The organism is Rhizobium sp. UBA1881, assembly GCF_002338015.1.
Taxonomy (GTDB): Bacteria; Pseudomonadota; Alphaproteobacteria; order Rhizobiales; family Rhizobiaceae; genus Rhizobium.
In genome coordinates, this window is record NZ_DDHH01000186.1 from 777 (window position 1) to 17771 (window position 16995).

Annotated in this window: 21 protein-coding genes; 8 read left to right on the forward strand and 13 right to left on the reverse strand. The window is 62.8% G+C overall.

Going from position 1 to position 16995, the window contains the following annotated elements:
• Both B3605_RS22400 and B3605_RS22405 read left to right on the forward strand, forming a co-directional pair.
• Positions 1-1015: phosphatidylglycerol lysyltransferase domain-containing protein (locus tag B3605_RS22400; protein ID WP_296436097.1), on the forward strand; the 1015-nt coding region annotated here is incomplete at its 5' end.
• Complete coding sequence (locus B3605_RS22405; protein WP_112944913.1) at positions 1012-2394, forward strand: virulence factor family protein; 1383 nt, start codon at positions 1012-1014, stop codon at positions 2392-2394. The genes B3605_RS22400 and B3605_RS22405, both read left to right, overlap by 4 nt.
• On the opposite strand, the gene B3605_RS22410 is transcribed toward B3605_RS22405, so the two are convergent.
• Genes B3605_RS22410 through ruvC form a run of 9 tightly spaced genes read right to left on the reverse strand, consistent with a single transcriptional unit; the run spans position 2391 to position 6941 of the window.
• Entirely contained in the window at positions 2391-2954 is a 564-nt protein-coding gene (locus B3605_RS22410) for a DinB family protein (protein ID WP_112973734.1), read from the reverse strand. The two genes, B3605_RS22405 and B3605_RS22410, sit on opposite strands and share 4 nt — an antisense overlap.
• 52 nt (positions 2955-3006) lie before the next feature.
• Positions 3007-3225 (reverse strand): DUF2945 domain-containing protein, encoded by a 219-nt coding sequence (locus tag B3605_RS22415; protein ID WP_112944915.1) that lies wholly within the window; start codon positions 3223-3225, stop codon positions 3007-3009.
• Positions 3226-3273: 48 nt separating this feature from the next.
• Positions 3274-4314 (reverse strand): Holliday junction branch migration DNA helicase RuvB, encoded by a 1041-nt coding sequence (ruvB, locus tag B3605_RS22420; RefSeq protein WP_112944916.1) that lies wholly within the window; start codon positions 4312-4314, stop codon positions 3274-3276.
• Entirely contained in the window at positions 4311-4709 is a 399-nt protein-coding gene (locus B3605_RS22425) for a PIN domain-containing protein (protein ID WP_112944917.1), read from the reverse strand. The genes ruvB and B3605_RS22425 overlap by 4 nt, the downstream gene beginning before the upstream one ends.
• Positions 4706-5008, reverse strand: a complete 303-nt coding sequence (locus tag B3605_RS22430; protein WP_112944918.1) for an AbrB/MazE/SpoVT family DNA-binding domain-containing protein — start codon at positions 5006-5008, stop codon at positions 4706-4708. Before B3605_RS22430 ends, B3605_RS22425 begins: the two co-directional genes overlap by 4 nt.
• A gap of 59 nt (positions 5009-5067) precedes the next feature.
• Positions 5068-5685 carry a Holliday junction branch migration protein RuvA gene (gene ruvA / locus B3605_RS22435; protein ID WP_112944919.1) on the reverse strand — a complete coding sequence of 206 codons (618 nt, stop codon included), beginning with the start codon at positions 5683-5685 and terminating at the stop codon, positions 5068-5070.
• Positions 5686-5710: 25 nt separating this feature from the next.
• Positions 5711-6130, reverse strand: a complete 420-nt coding sequence (locus B3605_RS22440) for a type II toxin-antitoxin system VapC family toxin (protein ID WP_112944920.1) — start codon at positions 6128-6130, stop codon at positions 5711-5713.
• Positions 6111-6374 carry an AbrB/MazE/SpoVT family DNA-binding domain-containing protein gene (locus B3605_RS22445; RefSeq protein WP_018899646.1) on the reverse strand — a complete coding sequence of 88 codons (264 nt, stop codon included), beginning with the start codon at positions 6372-6374 and terminating at the stop codon, positions 6111-6113. Before B3605_RS22445 ends, B3605_RS22440 begins: the two co-directional genes overlap by 20 nt.
• A 54-nt stretch (positions 6375-6428) precedes the next feature.
• Positions 6429-6941 (reverse strand): crossover junction endodeoxyribonuclease RuvC, encoded by a 513-nt coding sequence (gene ruvC / locus B3605_RS22450; protein ID WP_111563306.1) that lies wholly within the window; start codon positions 6939-6941, stop codon positions 6429-6431.
• A 243-nt stretch (positions 6942-7184) separates the two neighbouring features.
• Between ruvC and B3605_RS22455 the strand changes: the two genes are divergently transcribed.
• The 4 genes from B3605_RS22455 (at position 7185) to B3605_RS22470 (ending at position 13222) form a co-directional block, all read left to right on the forward strand.
• Entirely contained in the window at positions 7185-9497 is a 2313-nt protein-coding gene (locus B3605_RS22455; RefSeq protein WP_112944921.1) for a methyl-accepting chemotaxis protein, read from the forward strand.
• A gap of 398 nt (positions 9498-9895) precedes the next feature.
• On the forward strand, positions 9896-11110 hold the full coding sequence (locus B3605_RS22460; protein WP_112944922.1) for a TCR/Tet family MFS transporter: 1215 nt from the start codon (positions 9896-9898) through the stop codon (positions 11108-11110).
• A gap of 111 nt (positions 11111-11221) precedes the next feature.
• Positions 11222-12100, forward strand: coding sequence for an aldo/keto reductase family oxidoreductase (locus B3605_RS22465; RefSeq protein ID WP_112944923.1), 879 nt, complete (start codon positions 11222-11224; stop codon positions 12098-12100).
• Positions 12101-12226: 126 nt separating this feature from the next.
• Complete coding sequence (locus B3605_RS22470) at positions 12227-13222, forward strand: LLM class flavin-dependent oxidoreductase (protein ID WP_296436098.1); 996 nt, start codon at positions 12227-12229, stop codon at positions 13220-13222.
• Between the two features lie 49 nt (positions 13223-13271).
• Here B3605_RS22470 and B3605_RS22475 read toward each other — a convergent pair whose 3' ends face one another.
• The 4 genes from B3605_RS22475 to B3605_RS22490 all read right to left on the reverse strand — a co-directional run bounded on the left by B3605_RS22475 (position 13272) and on the right by B3605_RS22490 (position 15979).
• Entirely contained in the window at positions 13272-13874 is a 603-nt protein-coding gene (locus B3605_RS22475; RefSeq protein ID WP_296436099.1) for an SH3 domain-containing protein, read from the reverse strand.
• 60 nt (positions 13875-13934) lie between these two features.
• On the reverse strand, positions 13935-14441 hold the full coding sequence (locus tag B3605_RS22480) for an invasion associated locus B family protein (RefSeq protein ID WP_018899638.1): 507 nt from the start codon (positions 14439-14441) through the stop codon (positions 13935-13937).
• A 235-nt stretch (positions 14442-14676) separates the two neighbouring features.
• Entirely contained in the window at positions 14677-15423 is a 747-nt protein-coding gene (locus B3605_RS22485) for a YebC/PmpR family DNA-binding transcriptional regulator (protein ID WP_018899637.1), read from the reverse strand.
• 112 nt (positions 15424-15535) lie between these two features.
• A complete protein-coding gene (locus tag B3605_RS22490; RefSeq protein WP_112944926.1) occupies positions 15536-15979 on the reverse strand; it encodes a DUF6636 domain-containing protein in 444 nt (147 codons plus the stop codon).
• A gap of 115 nt (positions 15980-16094) precedes the next feature.
• On the opposite strand from B3605_RS22490, the gene B3605_RS22495 reads away from it, so the two are divergent.
• On the forward strand, positions 16095-16598 hold the full coding sequence (locus tag B3605_RS22495; protein WP_018899635.1) for a pyridoxamine 5'-phosphate oxidase family protein: 504 nt from the start codon (positions 16095-16097) through the stop codon (positions 16596-16598).
• Between the two features lie 134 nt (positions 16599-16732).
• Complete coding sequence (locus B3605_RS22500) at positions 16733-16993, forward strand: CopG family ribbon-helix-helix protein (protein WP_112944927.1); 261 nt, start codon at positions 16733-16735, stop codon at positions 16991-16993.
• Positions 16994-16995: the final 2 nt, after the last annotated feature.

Below are 16995 nucleotides of genomic sequence, written 5' to 3' on the forward strand. Positions count from 1 at the left end.
CACGACAACTCGGCCATGGACGGCAACGGACGAGGCGCTGGAGCGTGCCGTCGATATCGTCGAGAAGCAGCGCTACGCCGACGCCAATCTGGTGCGCATGGGCGACAAGAGCGTGATGTTCTCCGACAAGGGCGATGCCTTCATCATGTATGGCCGCCAAGGGCGCTCGTGGATCGCGCTCTTCGATCCCGTCGGCGACCGCAGCGCCATGCCGGAGCTCGTGTGGCGTTTCGTCGAGACGGCGCGCGCCGCCGGTTGCCGTGCGGTGTTCTACCAGATCTCGCCGGCGCTGCTTTCTCATTGCGCCGATGCGGGCCTGCGCGCCTTCAAGCTCGGCGAACTCGCCGTCTCCGATCTTTCGACCTTCGAGATGAAGGGCGGCAAGTGGGCGAACCTGCGCCAGACCGCAAGCCGCGCTCAACGCGACGGGTTGAGCTTCGAGGTGATCGCGGCGGAAGACGTGCCTGGCGTGATGGACGAGCTGGCAGCGGTTTCCGACGCCTGGCTTGCCGACCATAACGCCAAGGAGAAGGGCTTTTCGCTCGGTGCGTTCACGCCCGACTACATTCTTGCGCAGCCGGTCGGCATCCTGAAGCTTGAGGGCAAGATCGTTGCCTTCGCCAATATCCTGATCACCGGCGCCAAAGACGAGGGCACCATCGACCTGATGCGCTTCTCGCCGGATGCGCCGAAGGGCTCCATGGACTTCCTGTTCGTGCAGATCATGGAATATCTGCGCGCCGAAGGGTTCTCGCACTTCAACCTCGGCATGGCCCCGCTTTCTGGCATGTCTAAGCGCGAGACGGCGCCCGTTTGGGACCGCATCGGCAGTACCGTGTTCGAGCACGGCGAGCGCTTCTATAACTTCAAGGGCCTCAGGGCCTTCAAATCCAAGTTTCACCCTCAATGGCATCCGCGCTATCTTGCGGTGTCCGGAGGAGGCAATCCGATGATCGCTTTGATGGACGCGACACTCCTGATCGGCGGCGGATTGAAAGGGGTCGTGAGGAAATGATGAAAAGACACATTCTGGCCGCCGCCTGTGCGCTGGCGCTTTCCATTCCCGCAGCACATGCGGCCGACGAGACGACGCAGGAGTTCGAGACCGGGCTCATCCCGTCGCCGCACATCTTCCTGCCTGACGGCGACGTCAAGGGCGCCGTGATGTTGATCTCGGACGCCGCGGGCTGGGGCGACAAGGAGAAGACGGAGGCCGACCGGCTGGTGGGCGAGGGAGCCGTGGTGATCGGCGTCGACTTCCCGTCCTACATCGATGCGCTGCGCAAATACGACGTTAGCGACAATGACGGCTGCGTCTATCTGGTCTCCGATATCGAGTCGCTCAGCCAGCAGGTGCAGCGCGCCGCCGGCAACAGTCCGTATCACCTGCCGATCGTGGCGGGTATCGGCGAGGGCGGGGCGCTGGCGCTGGCAATCGCCGCGCAGACGCCGGATGCGACCATCGGCCAGACTTTGGCGATCGATCCGCTGGCGGGTATTCCGCTGACGCAGCAGCTTTGCACGCCGGCCAAGAAGAAGACGGTCGGAGACCGGATGATCTACGGCCTCAGCGACATCGCGCTGCCCGATCCCATCATTGCCGCCTTCACGCCCAATGCCGACAAGGACGGTCGCGCGCATGCGGACGAGCTGAAGAAGGCGCATTCGGACATCGACATTCGCGAATCCCAGGACGATGCGCAGACGACGCTGAGCAGCACGCTCGACGATCTGATCGCGGCGTCCGGCAATGCTGACAATCCGCTTGGGCTGCCGCTGACGATCCTCGACGCCAAGCCCGCCTTCGACACGATGGCGATCATCTATTCCGGCGACGGCGGCTGGCGCGATATCGACAAGGAAGTGGGTGCCGCGCTGCAGAAGCAGGGCATTCCCGTGGTCGGCGTGGATTCGCTGCATTACTTCTGGTCCGAGCGTAAGCCTCAGGAAACCGCCGACGATCTCGGCAAGATCATCGAGCTCTATCGCAAGCAGTGGAAGGTCAAGCATGTTCTCTTGGTCGGCTATTCCTTCGGCGCCGATGTCGTGCCGGCCGCTTTCTCTCGGCTGAAGCCGGCGGCAAAGAGCGCCGTCGCGCAGATTTCGCTGCTGTCGCTGTCGCACGAGGTGGATTACCAGATCTCCGTCATGGGCTGGCTCGGCGCCAAGACCGAAGGCGCAGGCGGCGACCCGGTTGCCGATCTGAAGGCCGTCGATCCGAAGATCGTCCAGTGCGTCTACGGCAAGGAAGATGACGACGAGGTTGCCTGCCCGGATCTCAAGGACAGCGGCGTCGATGTGATCGCGCTCGCCGGCGACCACCACTTCGACGAAAACTACGCGCTGCTCAGCAAGACGATCATCGACGGGCTGAAGGCGCGGCTGCAGGATTAGCGCATCAGCCTCTCTTCGCTCCATCCGAGGGCGGCGATCTCGTCGCCCCGGAACCTGGCGTCGTCGGCGACGATGAATTCATCGAGCTGCGGCGGCGCCACGCTGCTGCCCGCCAGCATGGCATGCACCTGGCCGCGATGATGCGTTTGATGCTGGAAGAGGTGGCCAAGCACATCCTCCATCCGCTCCCGCTGGATACGTTCGCCGCGATGGATCTCGACGGTCGAGACCAGCTTCTGCGACGATAGCGCTTCTACGAGCGTCACCAATCTTGCATCGATGGCCTTCTGTTCTGCGGCGAGGCTTGCGATATCGGGGCAGGGCTCCTCGACCGCCCAGGCCTGCGGCCCCAGCGTGCCACCCTCCAGCGCATCGACATAGAACCAGTCCACCGTCAGGATATGGTTCAGCGTCGCCTTGATCGACGGGAAGAAGCTCACGCGCGGCGCTTCGAATTCGCCGGGCTGCAACAGCGCGCAGGCCATGTGCAGGCGATGATTGGCGAGCGCGTTGTTATAGGCGAGCTTGCGGAAGGGGCGGATGGGGTCGAAAGCCGTCACGGCATGTCCTCCTCGTTGCGACGGCTGGGGCATGCAGGCCTTTAGGCTGCCGTCAGCCGGATTTCTTCAGCTCGGAATGGCTCTTCAGCACCTTGCCGCCGTTTTCCTGCTCGATCAGATAGGCAGGCTCCTCGCTGCTCGCCTTCCGCTTGATGACCGCACCTTCAATCGTACGCTCGACGTCGTCGGTGAAGCTCTCCTTGATCTTGCCGGTCCCGGTTCCCTTGCCCCATTTCCATTCGACACCAGTGCCGATGCGATACTTCTGCATGACGATCTCCTTTCGAGATGCCAATGCACGAAGTGGGGCACAGTTCCCTCACTCATCCTGCTGGAACAGGCGGAACTGGGCGGCCTCGAGATCCTTCGGCGGCTGCATGCCGAGGTGCTTCCAGGCGGTGGCGGTCAAGACGCGGCCGCGCGGGGTGCGCTGGATGAAGCCCTGCTGGATCATATAGGGCTCGATGATGTCCTCGATCGCGTCGCGCGGCTCCGACAGGCCGGCGGCGATCGTCTCGATGCCGACAGGGCCGCCGCCGAAATTCACCGCGATCATGTTGAGATAGCGCTTGTCTAGCTGGTCGAGGCCGAGATTGTCGACCAAGAGCCGGGTCAGCGCCTCGTCGGCGATCTCGCGGGTGACGGCTTCGGCTCTCGCGACCTCGGCGAAATCGCGGACGCGGCGCAGAAGACGGCCGGCGATGCGGGGCGTGCCGCGGGCGCGGCGCGCGATCTCACGGGCGCCTTCGTCGGTCATCGGCAGGTTCATCAGCCGCGCGCCGCGGCGCACGATCAGCTCAAGCTCGTCGACGGTGTAGAAGGAGAGCCGCACCGGGATGCCGAAGCGGTCGCGCAGCGGTGTCGTCAGAAGGCCGAGGCGAGTGGTGGCGGCGACCAGCGTGAATTTCGACAGGTCGATCTTCACCGAGCGCGCGGCCGGGCCTTCGCCGATGATGAGGTCGAGCTGGAAGTCTTCCATCGCAGGATAGAGGATTTCCTCGACGGCGGGGCTCAAACGATGGATTTCGTCGATGAAGAGCACGTCGCGCTCCTCGAGATTGGTGAGCAGTGCCGCGAGATCGCCGGCCTTTGCGATGACGGGGCCTGATGTCGAGCGGAAGTTGACGCCGAGTTCCTTGGCCATGATCTGCGCCAGCGTCGTCTTGCCGAGACCGGGCGGGCCGACGAAAAGGACGTGATCGAGCGCCTCGCCACGGTTCTTCGCCGCCTCGATGAAGATCTTCAGATTGGCGCGGGCCTCGGCCTGGCCTGTGAATTCATCGAGTGACTGCGGCCGCAGCGTCGCGTCGAAATCCTCGCCGCGTTTTTCCGGGGTGATGAGGCGGGCGGTGTCGGTCATGCGAGAAGTTCCATTCCGGGAATTTTGCGGGCGGCCTTGCGGTCGAAGGTAAAGGTTTTGGCGCAGCCCACATTCGCGGCGGCCCAGACGACAAGATAATCCGCGATATCGGCGATCGGCCGGGATGTGTCGGCGGTCAAAAGCTTCAACTCCTTCGAATGCTCGATAACGATTTCATCTGCTTGCGCAAGCTGCGCCAATACGGTGGCGATCTCGGATTTCGAGTAACCGAGGCGTCGATTGAGCAACCAGCTTGTTTCCGCGAGCACGACTGCGCTCACATATGCTGGGTCGTCAGTGGTCCGCTCGGACATGAACTGCCGGGCGATCGCGCCTTGCGTAGGCTCATCATCGAGAAGAAACCGCAGCAGGATGTTCGTGTCGATCCCGATCATTTACGACCTTCGCGCCATTCCCGCTGAATGCGCTCCTCATCCTCGACAACCGAGTCCATGATGGCCTCATCGATTTCCTGCAAGCTCAAGCTTCTGCCGTTGGGAGGCGTGCCGAGAATTCCCGCGAAATCCATCAATCTTTTCGTGGTTGGTACGGGCGCGCGCTTCGGTGTCGCCAACAGCTTGCCGTCTTCAACCGTGAGGTAAAATTCGGTGCCCGGCGCGATGTCCAGTTTCTCCTGAATTCCCTTCGGGATCGTCAGCTGCCCTTTCGAACTCAGTTTTGTCAAAGCGCTCATCTTTGAAGCCTCTTTCGGTCGAGTGCATCAATAGTAGTTGCAAACCGGCTTCCAGCCAATCACCGCGACAACTCCTTCAACCCCAGCCGGATCAGTTTGGCGCTGTCAGCGCCTTCTCCCGCCGTCTTCATCGCGGCGGCAACCGCGTTGGCGGCCTGGTCTCTGCTGTAGCCGAGGTTGGTCAGCGCCGACACGGCGTCGGCGACAGGGGCGGAGGCGACGCCTTCGCCGAGTTCCTGTTTCAGGCCGATATTGGCGGATGCTTCGCCGGCGAAGGCGGGGGCCTTGTTCTTCAACTCGGTGACGATGCGGACCGCAACCTTGGGGCCGACGCCGTTGGCGCGGGAGATCGACGTCTTGTCCTGCAGGGCGATGGCGTTGGCGAGCTCGCCCGGCGTCAGCGTCGAAAGCACCGCCAACGCGACCTTGGCGCCGACGCCCTGAACGCTCTGCAGGAGGTTGAACCACTCGCGCTCAAGTGCTGTCATGAAGCCGAAGAGCTTCAACTGGTCTTCGCGCACATAGGTCTCGATGAAGAGAATGCAGGCCTCGCCCACAGAGCCGATGCGCGACAGGGTGCGCGCCGAGCAATGGGCGACGTAGCAGACGCCGTGCACGTCGACGAGCACATAGTCGTCGCCGATTTCGTCGATGGTGCCTTTGAGCTTGCCGATCATGTTTGGTGGTCCGCCGGTTAAGAGTTCAGATGGGATGGGTTTCGGGCGTGATGAGGTCGAGCGCCGGGAAATAGGCCCGGTAACGTCCGGGATCGCGGGTGAGCAGGCGATGGGAGCGAACGGACGCATGCGCGCCGATCAGGAAATCGGGCAGGGTGCGTTCACGCGCGCCGCCGGCGCGGCGGTAGGCGATATGGGCCAGTCCGGCCTGATAGGCCGCAGGAAAGGGTACCGCTTCGCGCACCAGATTAAGCCGCGCCAACATGAACATGAGCTGATCCTCACTCGGCGCCATGCTTGCCAATTCGGCCCAGACAATCGGCGTGAGAATGAACTGCGCTTGCGGGCGCAGCCTCAAAATCATCTCCGACGACCATTCCTTGAACTGCGTCTCCGGCCCGAAAACGTCGATGAAAACGTTGGTATCAACGAGGACCGAGGTCATCGCGCGGCCCCCTCAGCCATTCCATATACTCGTCGGTGGTCATGCCGAGCGTATCGAACGTACCCGAGACGCTTTTCAGCCACGTCGCGAATTCTTCGTCCGATGTGGATTTGCCTTCGGCGACGACCACAAGCCGAGCACCTTTCTCGTCTGCGACAAAATCCACCTCCGACCCCGGGCCGATGTTCAATCGGTCGCGGATCTCCTTGGGGATCGTCACCTGGCCTTTTTCGGTTACACGCACAGTAATACCTCTCAGGTATTACTTATCACGAAATGAGAACAAGTCAAGAACAAGCTAGCCGGCGAGCGCTGCCATGCGCATGCGGGCGCCGCCGCGGTTGTGGGCGTGGCAGATGGCGATGGCGAGTGCGTCGGCGGCGTCGTCGCCCTTGAACTCGGCCTTCGGCATCAGGATCTTCAGCATCATGTGGATCTGTTTTTTCTCGGCATGGCCGACGCCGATAACGGCTTTCTTCACCGCATTCGGTGCGTATTCCGAGACCTGCAGCCCGGCGCGGGCAGGCACCAGCATGGCGATGCCGCGGGCCTGGCCAAGCTTCAGCGTCGCCACGGCGTCCTTGTTGACGAAGGTCTGCTCGACGGCGGCTTCGTCGGGTTGGTGGCTGTGGACGACGTCGGCGAGGCCGTCATGCAGCTGGCAGAGGCGTGATGCGAGGTCCATGTCGCCATCGGACGTCACCGTTCCCGAGGCGACGAAGCGCAGCGAATTGCCCAGCGTCTCGATGACGCCCCAGCCGGTGCGGCGCAGGCCGGGGTCGATGCCGATGATACGAATCGCGCTTTGCATGCGATAATCCTATTGCAGATCAGCGATAACTGCCATCGATATGTGAACAAAACAAAAACATCCCAGCGTTTTTGTCGGGGCTCATTTACGGGAATTTAAATTCCCTCGGTAACTTATGATCCACAAGAGATGAGAGGAGCCAGCTTTTTCGGGCGAAGGCTCCCCGTGTTCTGTTTTCAGGCCTGCCTGTGGGGCGCCAGCCCCACCGGTATCAGCCGTTCCGGAAGGGGTTCGAGTTTTTCCATGGTTCAGAGATTCCAGTCGCTGTCCTTCAAGGTCATTGCTACTTTCATTCTGCTGACGGCGCTGTCGATCGCCGCCATCAACTGTCTCGCCTATTTCGCCAGCAGCCGGATTTCCGGCGAGCAGGCGCTGAAGGCCAAGGAGAGCGTGCTGATCTTTCGCGGTGACATGCTGCATGATCAGCTGGCGCAGCTTGAAAACCAGGCCAATTCGATCGCCCGCATCGAGGCGCTGCAGATGTCGATCACCAGCCTGAAGAGCGGCTGGAAGACGATCGAGAAGACCTCGGGCGATGTCCGCGCCGAGCTCAAGAAGGTGTTCATCACCGACAATCCGAACCCGGCCGGCGAGCGCGAGAAGCTGGTGAAGCCGGATGCGCCGAGCGGGTTTTACTATTCGAACCATGAGAAGACGCAGGGCGAAGTCGCGCGCGATTTGCAGAACACGCCGTTCAGCGATCTCCTGATCGCCGATCTCGATGGCTTCGTGCTCTATTCCTACAAGAAGAACGACGACTTCGCCGAGAACCTGAAGTCGGATGCGTGGAAATCGACCGGCGCTGGCCTTGCCTTCGCCAAGGCGATCGAAAACACCGCCAAGGCGACCGACGATGGCGCGCCTGCCGGCTTCTCGGGCCTGCGGGTGGATGCGAACGGTGTGTCGGCAATTTTCTATGCCGTGCCTGTCGTTAAGCTCGGCCAGCCGAAGGGCGTGATGCTGTTTAGGGTGCGCGACGATGTCGTCGCCAGCATCCTCTCCAAGGGTATCGTTGCCGGCAGCACCGCGCAGGCGGCGATCGTCTCGGAAGATGGATCGGCGGTCACGGTCAACGAGGCTGGCCGGCTGGCGACGCTCGATACCGCGCCCTTCACTTTCCTGAAGGATGCGTTTGCCAACTCCGCGATGTCGGTCAACGATTTCAGCCGCGCCGATGGCGCCGCGCGCGCCTATGTGAAGCCCGTCGATTATCAGGGCGCGCGCTATCTGGTGGTCGAGAGCATGCGTCTCAGCGAGATCAATGCCGGCTCGCTTGAAATCGCGATGCTGTTGACGATGATCGGCTGCGGCGTGCTCGTGGTCATGGCTATCGCGACAGGGATCATCACCAAGATGCTGTTTTCGCCGCTCGCCAAGCTTGCCGGCGTCACGCGTGCGGTGGCCGATGGCGATCTCGAGGTCGAGATCGGCAGCCAGAACCGCCACGACGAGATCGGCACGATGGCCAAGGCACTTGCCCGCTTCAAGCAGTCGCTCATCGATAGCCGCACGCTGGAGGCTGCCAGCGCCGAAACGCGCGAACGCGCCGACCGCGACCGCCAGCAGCACATGGCCGAGCGCGAGGCGGAGGCGAAGACGCTGCAGGAGGTTGTCGAGGCGATCGACGAAGGGCTGCTGCATCTTGCGAACGGCGACCTCGCTTATCAGATCGACCGCCGCTTCCCGAACGAGCTCGAGGGGCTGCGCCACAATTTCAACCAGGCGCTGGCCACACTCAGCGATACGATGACGGCGATCGGCGGCAATTCGGCGGCGGTGCGTTCGGGCTCGGAAGAGATGCGTGCCGGCTCGGACGATCTTGCCGGTCGCACCGAGCGGCAGGCGGCGTCGATCACCGAGACCGCAAGCGCTATCGATGCGATCACCCAGTCGGTCCGCTCGCAGCTCGCGCGCGCCGAAGAAGCCGAGCGGATCGCCCGCGACGCCAAGCGCGAGACGTCGGGCTCCGGCCAGATCATGCGCGATACGATCGCGGCGATGGAGGCGATCCAGGCCTCGTCGCGGCAGATCAACTCGATCATCTCGGTTATCGATTCCATCGCCTTCCAGACCAATCTGCTGGCGCTCAATGCCGGTGTCGAGGCGGCACGCGCCGGTGAGGCCGGCAAGGGCTTTGCGGTCGTTGCCCAGGAAGTGCGAGAGCTTGCGCAGCGTTCGTCGGGTGCGGCCAAGGAGATCTCGCATCTGCTGCAGAAATCCACGCATGAGGTCGAGGCCGGCGTGTCGCTGGTCGAGCGGGCCGGCGTGGCGCTGACGGGCATCGGCGGTCACGTCGAGGCGATCAACGGCCAGATCAGCGAGATCATGGACGCCACCCGCGAGGAGGCGGAGACGCTACGCCAGATCAACAGCGCCGTCGCCGAGCTCGATCAGATGACGCAGCAGAATGCGGCGATGGTCGAGGAAAGCACGGCCGCCATCCATCTGCTTGCCACAGAGGCCGTGGAGATGGACCGCCAGCTCGCCAACTTCACGTTGGCGCAGGGTGAGCATCAGCACAGCGCTGAGGTGCATGTGCTGCGGCGGCGTGGGTAAGACACGCATCGAGGCCGCCGCTTCTCATGGTTGAAGCGGCGGTGCCGGACCTGCGTATGCTCAAGGGTCGGCTGCGGGCGAAATCAGCTCCATCGCGAATGTTCTTCTCTGGTTCAGCCAATCGTCCGGACGACGCCACCAGCACACCACTTGCCGCAAGCCCGTGATTGGCGTAAATAAGCGCATCGCGAAAAGCGACCGCTTTCCTTGATCCGCTCAGTGGCGGAGTAAAACAGGTGGACAAATTGTCGTCCATGCGGTCAAGCACACGCCATCCATGCCGCCTCAGGCATCGATCGGCCAGCGTTCCCAAACATCAATCGCCTGCATCGTCAGGCCCTATCGTGAGCCATCGGCGCCGCGTGCGTCCGTGCGCTTGCGTCCGATCGGAACACGCCATGACCACACCATCTACCAGACCACTTCTCGTCATCTTCACTGCCATCGTTCTCGATGCCGTCGGTATCGGGCTTATCTTTCCCATCCTTCCGGCACTGCTGAAGGAGGTCACGCACACCGACAACGTCGCCTCCACCATCGGCATCATGACCGCGCTTTACGCGACCATGCAGTTCATCTTCGCCCCGGTGCTCGGCTCGCTCAGCGACCGACTTGGCCGGCGTCCGGTGCTTTTGATCTCGCTTGGCGGTGCGGCCATCAACTATCTGTTCCTCGCCTTCGCACCCAGCCTGTGGATGCTGCTTCTCGGCCGCGCCATCGCCGGGCTCACCAGCGCCAATGTCTCCGTCGCGTCGGCTTATATCACCGACATATCGCCCGAGGACAAACGCGCCCGCCGGTTCGGTCTCATCAATGCAATGTTCGGGGCCGGCTTCATCGTTGGCCCTGTGCTCGGCGGTGCGCTGGGCGATTATTGGCTGCGGCTGCCCTTCATCGCGGCAGCGGTGCTGAACGGCTGCAACTTGCTTCTCGCCTTCCTCATGCTGCCGGAATCGCGCAAGCCCAGCCGGGAGAAAGTCGATCTTGCGGCATTGAACCCGCTGCGGCCGCTCCATTGGCTCTTTTCCATGAAGAGCCTGCTGCCCATGGTCCTCATCTTCTTCGTCTTCAGCGCCACCGGCGAGGTCTACGGCACCTGCTGGGCGCTTTGGGGTGCGGACAGCTTTCAGTGGAACGGTCTTTGGGTCGGCCTCTCGCTCGGCGCCTTCGGCGTCTGCCAGACGCTCGCCCAGGCCTTTCTTCCTGGGCCTGCCGTCAAGCTGCTCGGCGAACGCGGTGCCATCCTCACCGGTGTCGTCAGCGCTTGTCTCTCGCTCGTCGTCATGGCGTTTGCCACGCAGGGATGGATGATCTTTGCGATCATGCCGCTCTTCGCGCTCGGCGGCATCGGCGTTCCGGCGCTGCAATCGCTGGCGACGCGGCAGGTCGATGAGAGCCAGCAGGGCCGGTTCCAGGGCGTATTGTCGTCGGCGGTGAGCCTTGCCTCGATCGTCACGCCGCTTGGCTTCTCCAGCATTTACTTTCTCGTCAGGGCGCAATGGCCCGGCGCGATCTGGCTGTCTGTCATCGTCGTCTATGCCGTCAGCGTGCCGCTCGTCTGCGGATTGCGGTTCGGCAAGCCCGAGGCGGTTCCTGTTCCGTCTTCGACATGAGCGGATACCAGCTCATTGTCCGAAATGCCGAACAGCCCGTGCGGATTGTCTTGGCTTATCGATGGAACCAGACTGACCTATTTCTCGTCTTGATCGAAACGGAGAAAGATCATGTCCAATCTTGAGAAGTCCGGAACATTCAAACTCGGCAACCGCACCGTCAAACGGCTCGGCTACGGTGCCATGCAGCTTGCCGGCAAGGGCGTCTTCGGGCCGCCGAGAGATCGCGCGGAAGCGGTGGCGGTGCTGCGCGAGGCTGTCGAGAGCGGGGTCGATCATATCGATACCAGCGATTTCTACGGACCGCACGTCACCAACCAGATCATCAAGGAAGCGCTGCATCCCTATAAGGACGACCTCGTGATCGTCACCAAGATCGGGGCGGTGCGCGGGGCGGATGCATCCTGGAACCCGGCCTTTTCGAAAGAGGCGCTGACGCAGGCGGTCCACGACAACCTCAAGAACCTCGGCCTCGATGCGATCGAGGTGGTCAATCTGCGCGCCATGTTCGACGTGCACGGTCCGGCCGAGGGCTCGCTGGAGGAGCCGCTGACTGTGCTTGCGGATCTGCAGCGCCAGGGTCTCGTCAAGCACATCGGCCTCTCCAACGTCACCGCCAAGCAGATCGCCGACGGGCGCAAGATCGCCGAGATCGTCTGCGTGCAGAACCAGTACAATCTCGCCCATCGCGGCGACGATGCGCTGATCGAAAAGCTTGCGGGCGAGGGAACGGCCTATGTGCCCTTCTTCCCGCTCGGCGGTTTCTCGCCGCTGCAGTCCTCGACGCTGTCGGATGTCGCGGCCGAGCTGGGGGCCTCGCCGTTGCAGGTGGCGCTCGCCTGGCTGCTGCAGCGCGCGCCGAATATCCTGCTCATCCCCGGCACCTCGTCGCGCGGGCATCTGCGGGAAAACCTCGCGGTCGCCGATCTCGTGCTGCCCGCCGATGCCGTCGCCAAGCTTGACGGTATCGGATCGGCAAAGGCTGGTTGATCTCTCCAACTCGATGACTGGCCCGCGCGGGTTAAAGCGCGCGGGCCTTTTTCGCGGTGAAAGCTTTGGTCCGGCCGGGTGGCTACCTACATAGGGTGTCCAATCCAACCACCGACAGGCCGCGCTATGGTTCCCTTCTCCATCCTCGATCTCTCACCCGTTGCCGAAGGCAGCACCATCAGGCAGTCGCTGGAGAGCTCGGCGCAGATGGCGCAGAGGGCCGAGGCGTTCGGCTATAACCGCTTCTGGCTGGCCGAACACCACGGCATGCCGGGGATCGCCAGTGCCGCCACCGCCGTGGTCATCGGCCATGTTGGGGCGGCCACGAAAAAGATCAGGATCGGCTCGGGCGGCATCATGCTGCCGAACCACTCGCCGCTGGTGATTGCCGAGCAGTTCGGCACGCTGGAGGCGGTGTTTCCGGGGCGTGTCGATCTCGGGCTCGGGCGGGCGCCGGGCACCGACATGCGCACGGCGCAGGCGCTACGCCGCAATCTCGATGCCAGCAGCTTTCCCAACGACGTCGTCGAATTGCAGCAGTTGCTCGGCGCTCCGGTCGAGAACCAGGCGATCCTCTCCGTGCCGGGGATGAACAGCAACGTGCCGATCTGGCTGCTCGGCTCCAGTCTCTACAGCGCGCAGCTCGCCGGCATGCTCGGGCTTCCCTATGCATTCGCCTCGCACTTCGCGCCGGATTCGCTGATGGAGGCGCTCGATATCTATCGCGACCGGTTCCAGCCTTCGGCCTTGCTCGACAAGCCCTATGCGATGGTCGGCGTCATGGGATCGGTGGCGGAGACAGACGAGGAGGCCGCGTATCACTTCACCTCGGCGCAGCAGCAGTTCGTCAACCTGCGCCGCAACGTGCGCGGCCAGTTCCCGAGGCCGCTCCAGGATATGGAGAGCTTCTGGTCGCCGATGGAGAAGATGACGGTCGAGCATACGCTGCGCTACGCCGTGGTCGGGTCACCGAAGACGGCGGAGGCGAAGCTTGGCGAATTCCTGCGCGATACGCAGGCCGACGAGCTGATCATCTCGATGCCGATCCACGATATCGAGGCGCGGCTGAAGTCCGTCGAATTGTTCGCGGGGCTCAACACACTGATGCAGGCTGCTGCCTGACGGCAGCAACCGGGATGCAGGCGGCCGCCTGATTGCGGTGGCCGGGCCTCTACTTGATCATCTCGTTGGGATAGACGCCCCAGAGCGCGGATTGCCTGATGAAGCCGTCCAGATCGTGGCCGGTCACATCCACCTTGCACCAGCTGCCGTCGCAATCGCTGATCGCGACCCGAACGCGAGGGGTCAGCGAGGCCAGCTTGCGGGCAGAACTGCTCGGTCCGTCGCGGAGGGGCACGTGCGCCGATAGCCACGGCCCGACAATGGCGGTGCGGTTGCTCGACAGCAGCGCGCGGTGCATCCAGCCGGAGACGCCGTCGCTGTCGCGCACCTGGCGCCAGTTGCCGTATTCGGCGGTGATCTCCAGCGGCAGGCCGGGGACGCGGTAGATCCAGGCGATGCCGTAATCGAGCGAGGGCCCGACGCGCATGCGGGCCTCGCGCGACCGCAGTGATACGAAGCGAGGGACCTTCAGCCCGGTCTCGCGGCCCTTGGGGCCGTTGTCGGCCTTGGCCGCGACGGGTGCCGGCTGCGACAGCAGCGGATTGGCGGCGATCGAGGTGCAGGCGAGCGCCATGCCGGCGAGGCAGATCGCCGCCGTGCGCTTCCAGCCGCGGGCAAGGCGGGCAGGGGACGGCACCCGGGTGCCGTCCATTCGAGCGCGCCTCATGCCGAGATGCGCTTCGTCAGTTTTGTCTTACGCATTGCGATCGGCTCAGTTGCACTGTGCCATGCGCTTCAGCGCGGCGGTGACGCCGTTCAGCGAGTAGGTGTAGCTGGTGGCGGTGCCGCGGCGCGAGACGGCGTCGACGGTCATGTCGCTGCCGCCGCGCATGGAGTCGATCAGATCAGGCTCCTTGGTCTCTTCCAGCACCCAGGCGGACGAACCCTTGGTGAACATGGTGAATTCCTTGCCGCCGATCTCGACCTTGGCGCGCGAGCCGGGCTTCAGATCATAGCCCATGATTGCCTGCGGCTCGTAATTGGTGCCACGGCCGGGGGCACGGCCGACTACGAAATAGTTGCGGCCATGATCGACGGCGGCGGGCTGCATGGTCTTCGGCACTGTCAGAATATAGCACACCGTCTTGCCCGAGCGGTCGTAGGAATAGACACCCCAATCGTCGAACTGCTTGACCATGGATGGCTGCGCATGAGCCGTGACCGCGCCTGCGAGCGTGCCTGCAAGTGCGATGGAGAGCGAAAGGGATAGTCTTTTCATGGGTCGTTTTCCCGCCGAGAGTATGAAGTGAGGCTGGCCTTGAGGCAGACCGGCTGGAGCGAATGGGCGGCATTCAAAGCGGCCAGGGTTACCGAGGCCTTAACAAACACCCCGTGTTCACGGACGTGTTACCGCTTGAGGCCAGTATGTGAGGGTTCACGCGGATAGACCTGTGGACAATAAAAAAACCGGCCGCGTTTCCGGGGCCGGTTTTTGGGATTGAGATCGGAAGTGATCAGGCCGAGAGCTTGGCCAGAACTTCTTCCGAAACTTCGAAGTTCGAATAGACGTTCTGCACGTCGTCGTCGTCCTCAAGGCTGTCGATCAGCTTCAGCAGCGACTGGGCGCGCTCTTCGTCGACAGGCACGTTGTTCTGGGCGCGCCAGACGGCCTTTACTGTTTCGGCTTCGCCGAGCGAGGCTTCCAGCGCCTTGGCGACTTCGCCGAGGGCTTCGAAACCGCAGGTTATGTAGTGGCCTTCTTCGTCGGTCTCGACGTCGTCGGCACCGGCTTCTATCGCCGCTTCCATCATCTTGTCGGCATCGCCGGCAGAGAGCTTGTAGGTGATCTCGCCGACATGGTCGAAGGAGAAGGATACCGAGCCGGTTTCGCCCAGTGCGCCGCCGGCCTTGGTGAAGATCGAGCGGACGTTGGAGGCGGTGCGGTTGCGGTTGTCGGTCAGCGCTTCGACGATGATCGCGGTGCCGCCCGGGCCGTAGCCTTCGTAGCGCACTTCATCGTAGTTCTCGCCATCGGCGCCGGCAGCCTTCTTGATGGCGCGGTCGATGTTGTCCTTCGGCATCGACTGGGCCTTGGCGTTCTGGATCGCCAGGCGCAGGCGGGCGTTCATCGTCGGGTCGGGCAGACCGGCCTTGGCGGCAACGGTGATTTCGCGCGCGAGCTTGGAGAACATTTTCGACCGCACGGCATCCTGACGGCCCTTGCGATGCATGATGTTTTTAAACTGTGAATGGCCAGCCATGGCACCCCTGTTCACGTCTTATTGTTGGGAATGGGCCGCCTTATAAGAGTGAAACGGGGCGCGTTCAAGGGAAAACAGGCGTGCCGGATGGCCGCGGCGCCGGGGCGCGACGTCAATCGACGGTGTATTTGTTGCGGCTCGCGAAGAAGCCGTGCCCGTCCTTGCGGCGGCAGGTGAGGCCGCTCTCGTCGGACATGCAGGTAAACGGTCCCGCCTTCCAGCGATCGCCGTAGTTCAGCACGTTGACATCGTCGCAGCAGGCGGTGTCGCCTTCCATCTCGAAGATGAAGGCCTTGCCCGAGGCGGACAGGATCAGCCGGATGTATTTCGGCTCGATGCGGTCGCAGCCGAGCTCGGGGCCGCCGTCATCGGGCTTATACATCTCCGTGCCGCCCTTCGGGATGTAGATGCAGCCGATGTTTCTCGATGGGGTGACGAAGACGATCTGGCCGTTCTCGTCGGGCATGAAGCTGCGATCGGCGGCGTCGGCGGGCGAGACCGATGCCAGAGACAATGCCGAGGCGAAGCCCAGCGTGACCAATGCCGCTATGCGCATGACGATCCCCCATATCCCCACGATATCTGGAGCGTAGCATCTGTTTTCACTTTGGGGAACAAAGCCCGCGAGATGACGTTTCAAACACGGACCATTCGAAACGGAAGGAAGCGCTATGGCTAGTTTCAACGAGGCACGGGAACACCCGGCACGCCAGCTCTGGGATCAGGTCAACGACATTCATGCCGGCATGCTCGGCGTCGATGGCGCCGACATGCACATGCAGCCCATGGCGCCGAACGCCGATCCCAAGACCAACACCATCTGGTTCTACACCAAGTCGGACGCGGAAATCGTGCGGGCGATCAAGCCCGGAACGCGCGCGCATTTCTGCGTGGTTGGCAAGGATCACGACTACCACGCCTGCCTCGCCGGCAAGATCGAGGTTCGCCAGGATGCCTCCAAGATAGAGGAGTACTGGAACTCGGTCGTGGCCGCCTGGTACGAGGATGGCAAGAAGGACCCGAAACTGACGATGCTTGCCATGCATGTCGACGACGCCGAAATCTGGGTGTCGACCGGCAGCAAGTTGAAATTCGGCTGGGAAATCGCCAAGGCCAATCTCGACGAGGACAAGATGCCTGACGTCGGCGTGCGCCAGCATTTGCAGTTTGCTTGAGATTGATTGAGGCGAAGTCGATCGAGGCCCGGGAGCTCTGGCTCCTGGGCTTTTTGTTGCGTAGGCTGCATGGGTGGGAGGTTTGACGCGTCTGCTGGTGTGGTGTAGCTTGTGTTGCAACCGGAGGTGAGGCGATGGGCAATCATGAGCTTTCGGACCCGATCACCATGCGTTTGCCTGTCGGTGTGCTGGCGGAGATCGAGCAGATCGCTGGCATCTTCGACCGAAGCAGGAGCTGGGTGTTCGTGCGCGCTCTGAAATCCTATCTCGCGTCGGAAGGCCGGGAAATCAGGGAGCTGGATCAAGCGCGCAAGGATATCGACGCAGGCCTCGGGCATGACCTGGACGACGTGATCGACGAGGTCGATGCCATCGTTAAGGGTGCCTCCGTGTGATG

What these genes read in the sequence shown, in the direction of transcription:
- B3605_RS22405 (WP_112944913.1), top strand. Translation starts at nt 1,012, where the DNA reads ATGATGAAAAGACACATTCTGGCCGCCGCCTGTGCGCTGGCGCTTTCC.
- B3605_RS22415 (WP_112944915.1), bottom strand. Translation starts at nt 3,225, where the DNA reads ATGCAGAAGTATCGCATCGGCACTGGTGTCGAATGGAAATGGGGCAAG.
- ruvB (WP_112944916.1), bottom strand. Translation starts at nt 4,314, where the DNA reads ATGACCGACACCGCCCGCCTCATCACCCCGGAAAAACGCGGCGAGGAT.
- B3605_RS22425 (WP_112944917.1), bottom strand. Translation starts at nt 4,709, where the DNA reads ATGATCGGGATCGACACGAACATCCTGCTGCGGTTTCTTCTCGATGAT.
- B3605_RS22430 (WP_112944918.1), bottom strand. Translation starts at nt 5,008, where the DNA reads ATGAGCGCTTTGACAAAACTGAGTTCGAAAGGGCAGCTGACGATCCCG.
- ruvA (WP_112944919.1), bottom strand. Translation starts at nt 5,685, where the DNA reads ATGATCGGCAAGCTCAAAGGCACCATCGACGAAATCGGCGACGACTAT.
- B3605_RS22440 (WP_112944920.1), bottom strand. Translation starts at nt 6,130, where the DNA reads ATGACCTCGGTCCTCGTTGATACCAACGTTTTCATCGACGTTTTCGGG.
- ruvC (WP_111563306.1), bottom strand. Translation starts at nt 6,941, where the DNA reads ATGCAAAGCGCGATTCGTATCATCGGCATCGACCCCGGCCTGCGCCGC.
- B3605_RS22455 (WP_112944921.1), top strand. Translation starts at nt 7,185, where the DNA reads ATGGTTCAGAGATTCCAGTCGCTGTCCTTCAAGGTCATTGCTACTTTC.
- B3605_RS22460 (WP_112944922.1), top strand. Translation starts at nt 9,896, where the DNA reads ATGACCACACCATCTACCAGACCACTTCTCGTCATCTTCACTGCCATC.
- B3605_RS22465 (WP_112944923.1), top strand. Translation starts at nt 11,222, where the DNA reads ATGTCCAATCTTGAGAAGTCCGGAACATTCAAACTCGGCAACCGCACC.
- B3605_RS22470 (WP_296436098.1), top strand. Translation starts at nt 12,227, where the DNA reads ATGGTTCCCTTCTCCATCCTCGATCTCTCACCCGTTGCCGAAGGCAGC.
- B3605_RS22475 (WP_296436099.1), bottom strand. Translation starts at nt 13,874, where the DNA reads ATGGACGGCACCCGGGTGCCGTCCCCTGCCCGCCTTGCCCGCGGCTGG.
- B3605_RS22480 (WP_018899638.1), bottom strand. Translation starts at nt 14,441, where the DNA reads ATGAAAAGACTATCCCTTTCGCTCTCCATCGCACTTGCAGGCACGCTC.
- B3605_RS22485 (WP_018899637.1), bottom strand. Translation starts at nt 15,423, where the DNA reads ATGGCTGGCCATTCACAGTTTAAAAACATCATGCATCGCAAGGGCCGT.
- B3605_RS22490 (WP_112944926.1), bottom strand. Translation starts at nt 15,979, where the DNA reads ATGCGCATAGCGGCATTGGTCACGCTGGGCTTCGCCTCGGCATTGTCT.
- B3605_RS22495 (WP_018899635.1), top strand. Translation starts at nt 16,095, where the DNA reads ATGGCTAGTTTCAACGAGGCACGGGAACACCCGGCACGCCAGCTCTGG.
- B3605_RS22500 (WP_112944927.1), top strand. Translation starts at nt 16,733, where the DNA reads ATGGGCAATCATGAGCTTTCGGACCCGATCACCATGCGTTTGCCTGTC.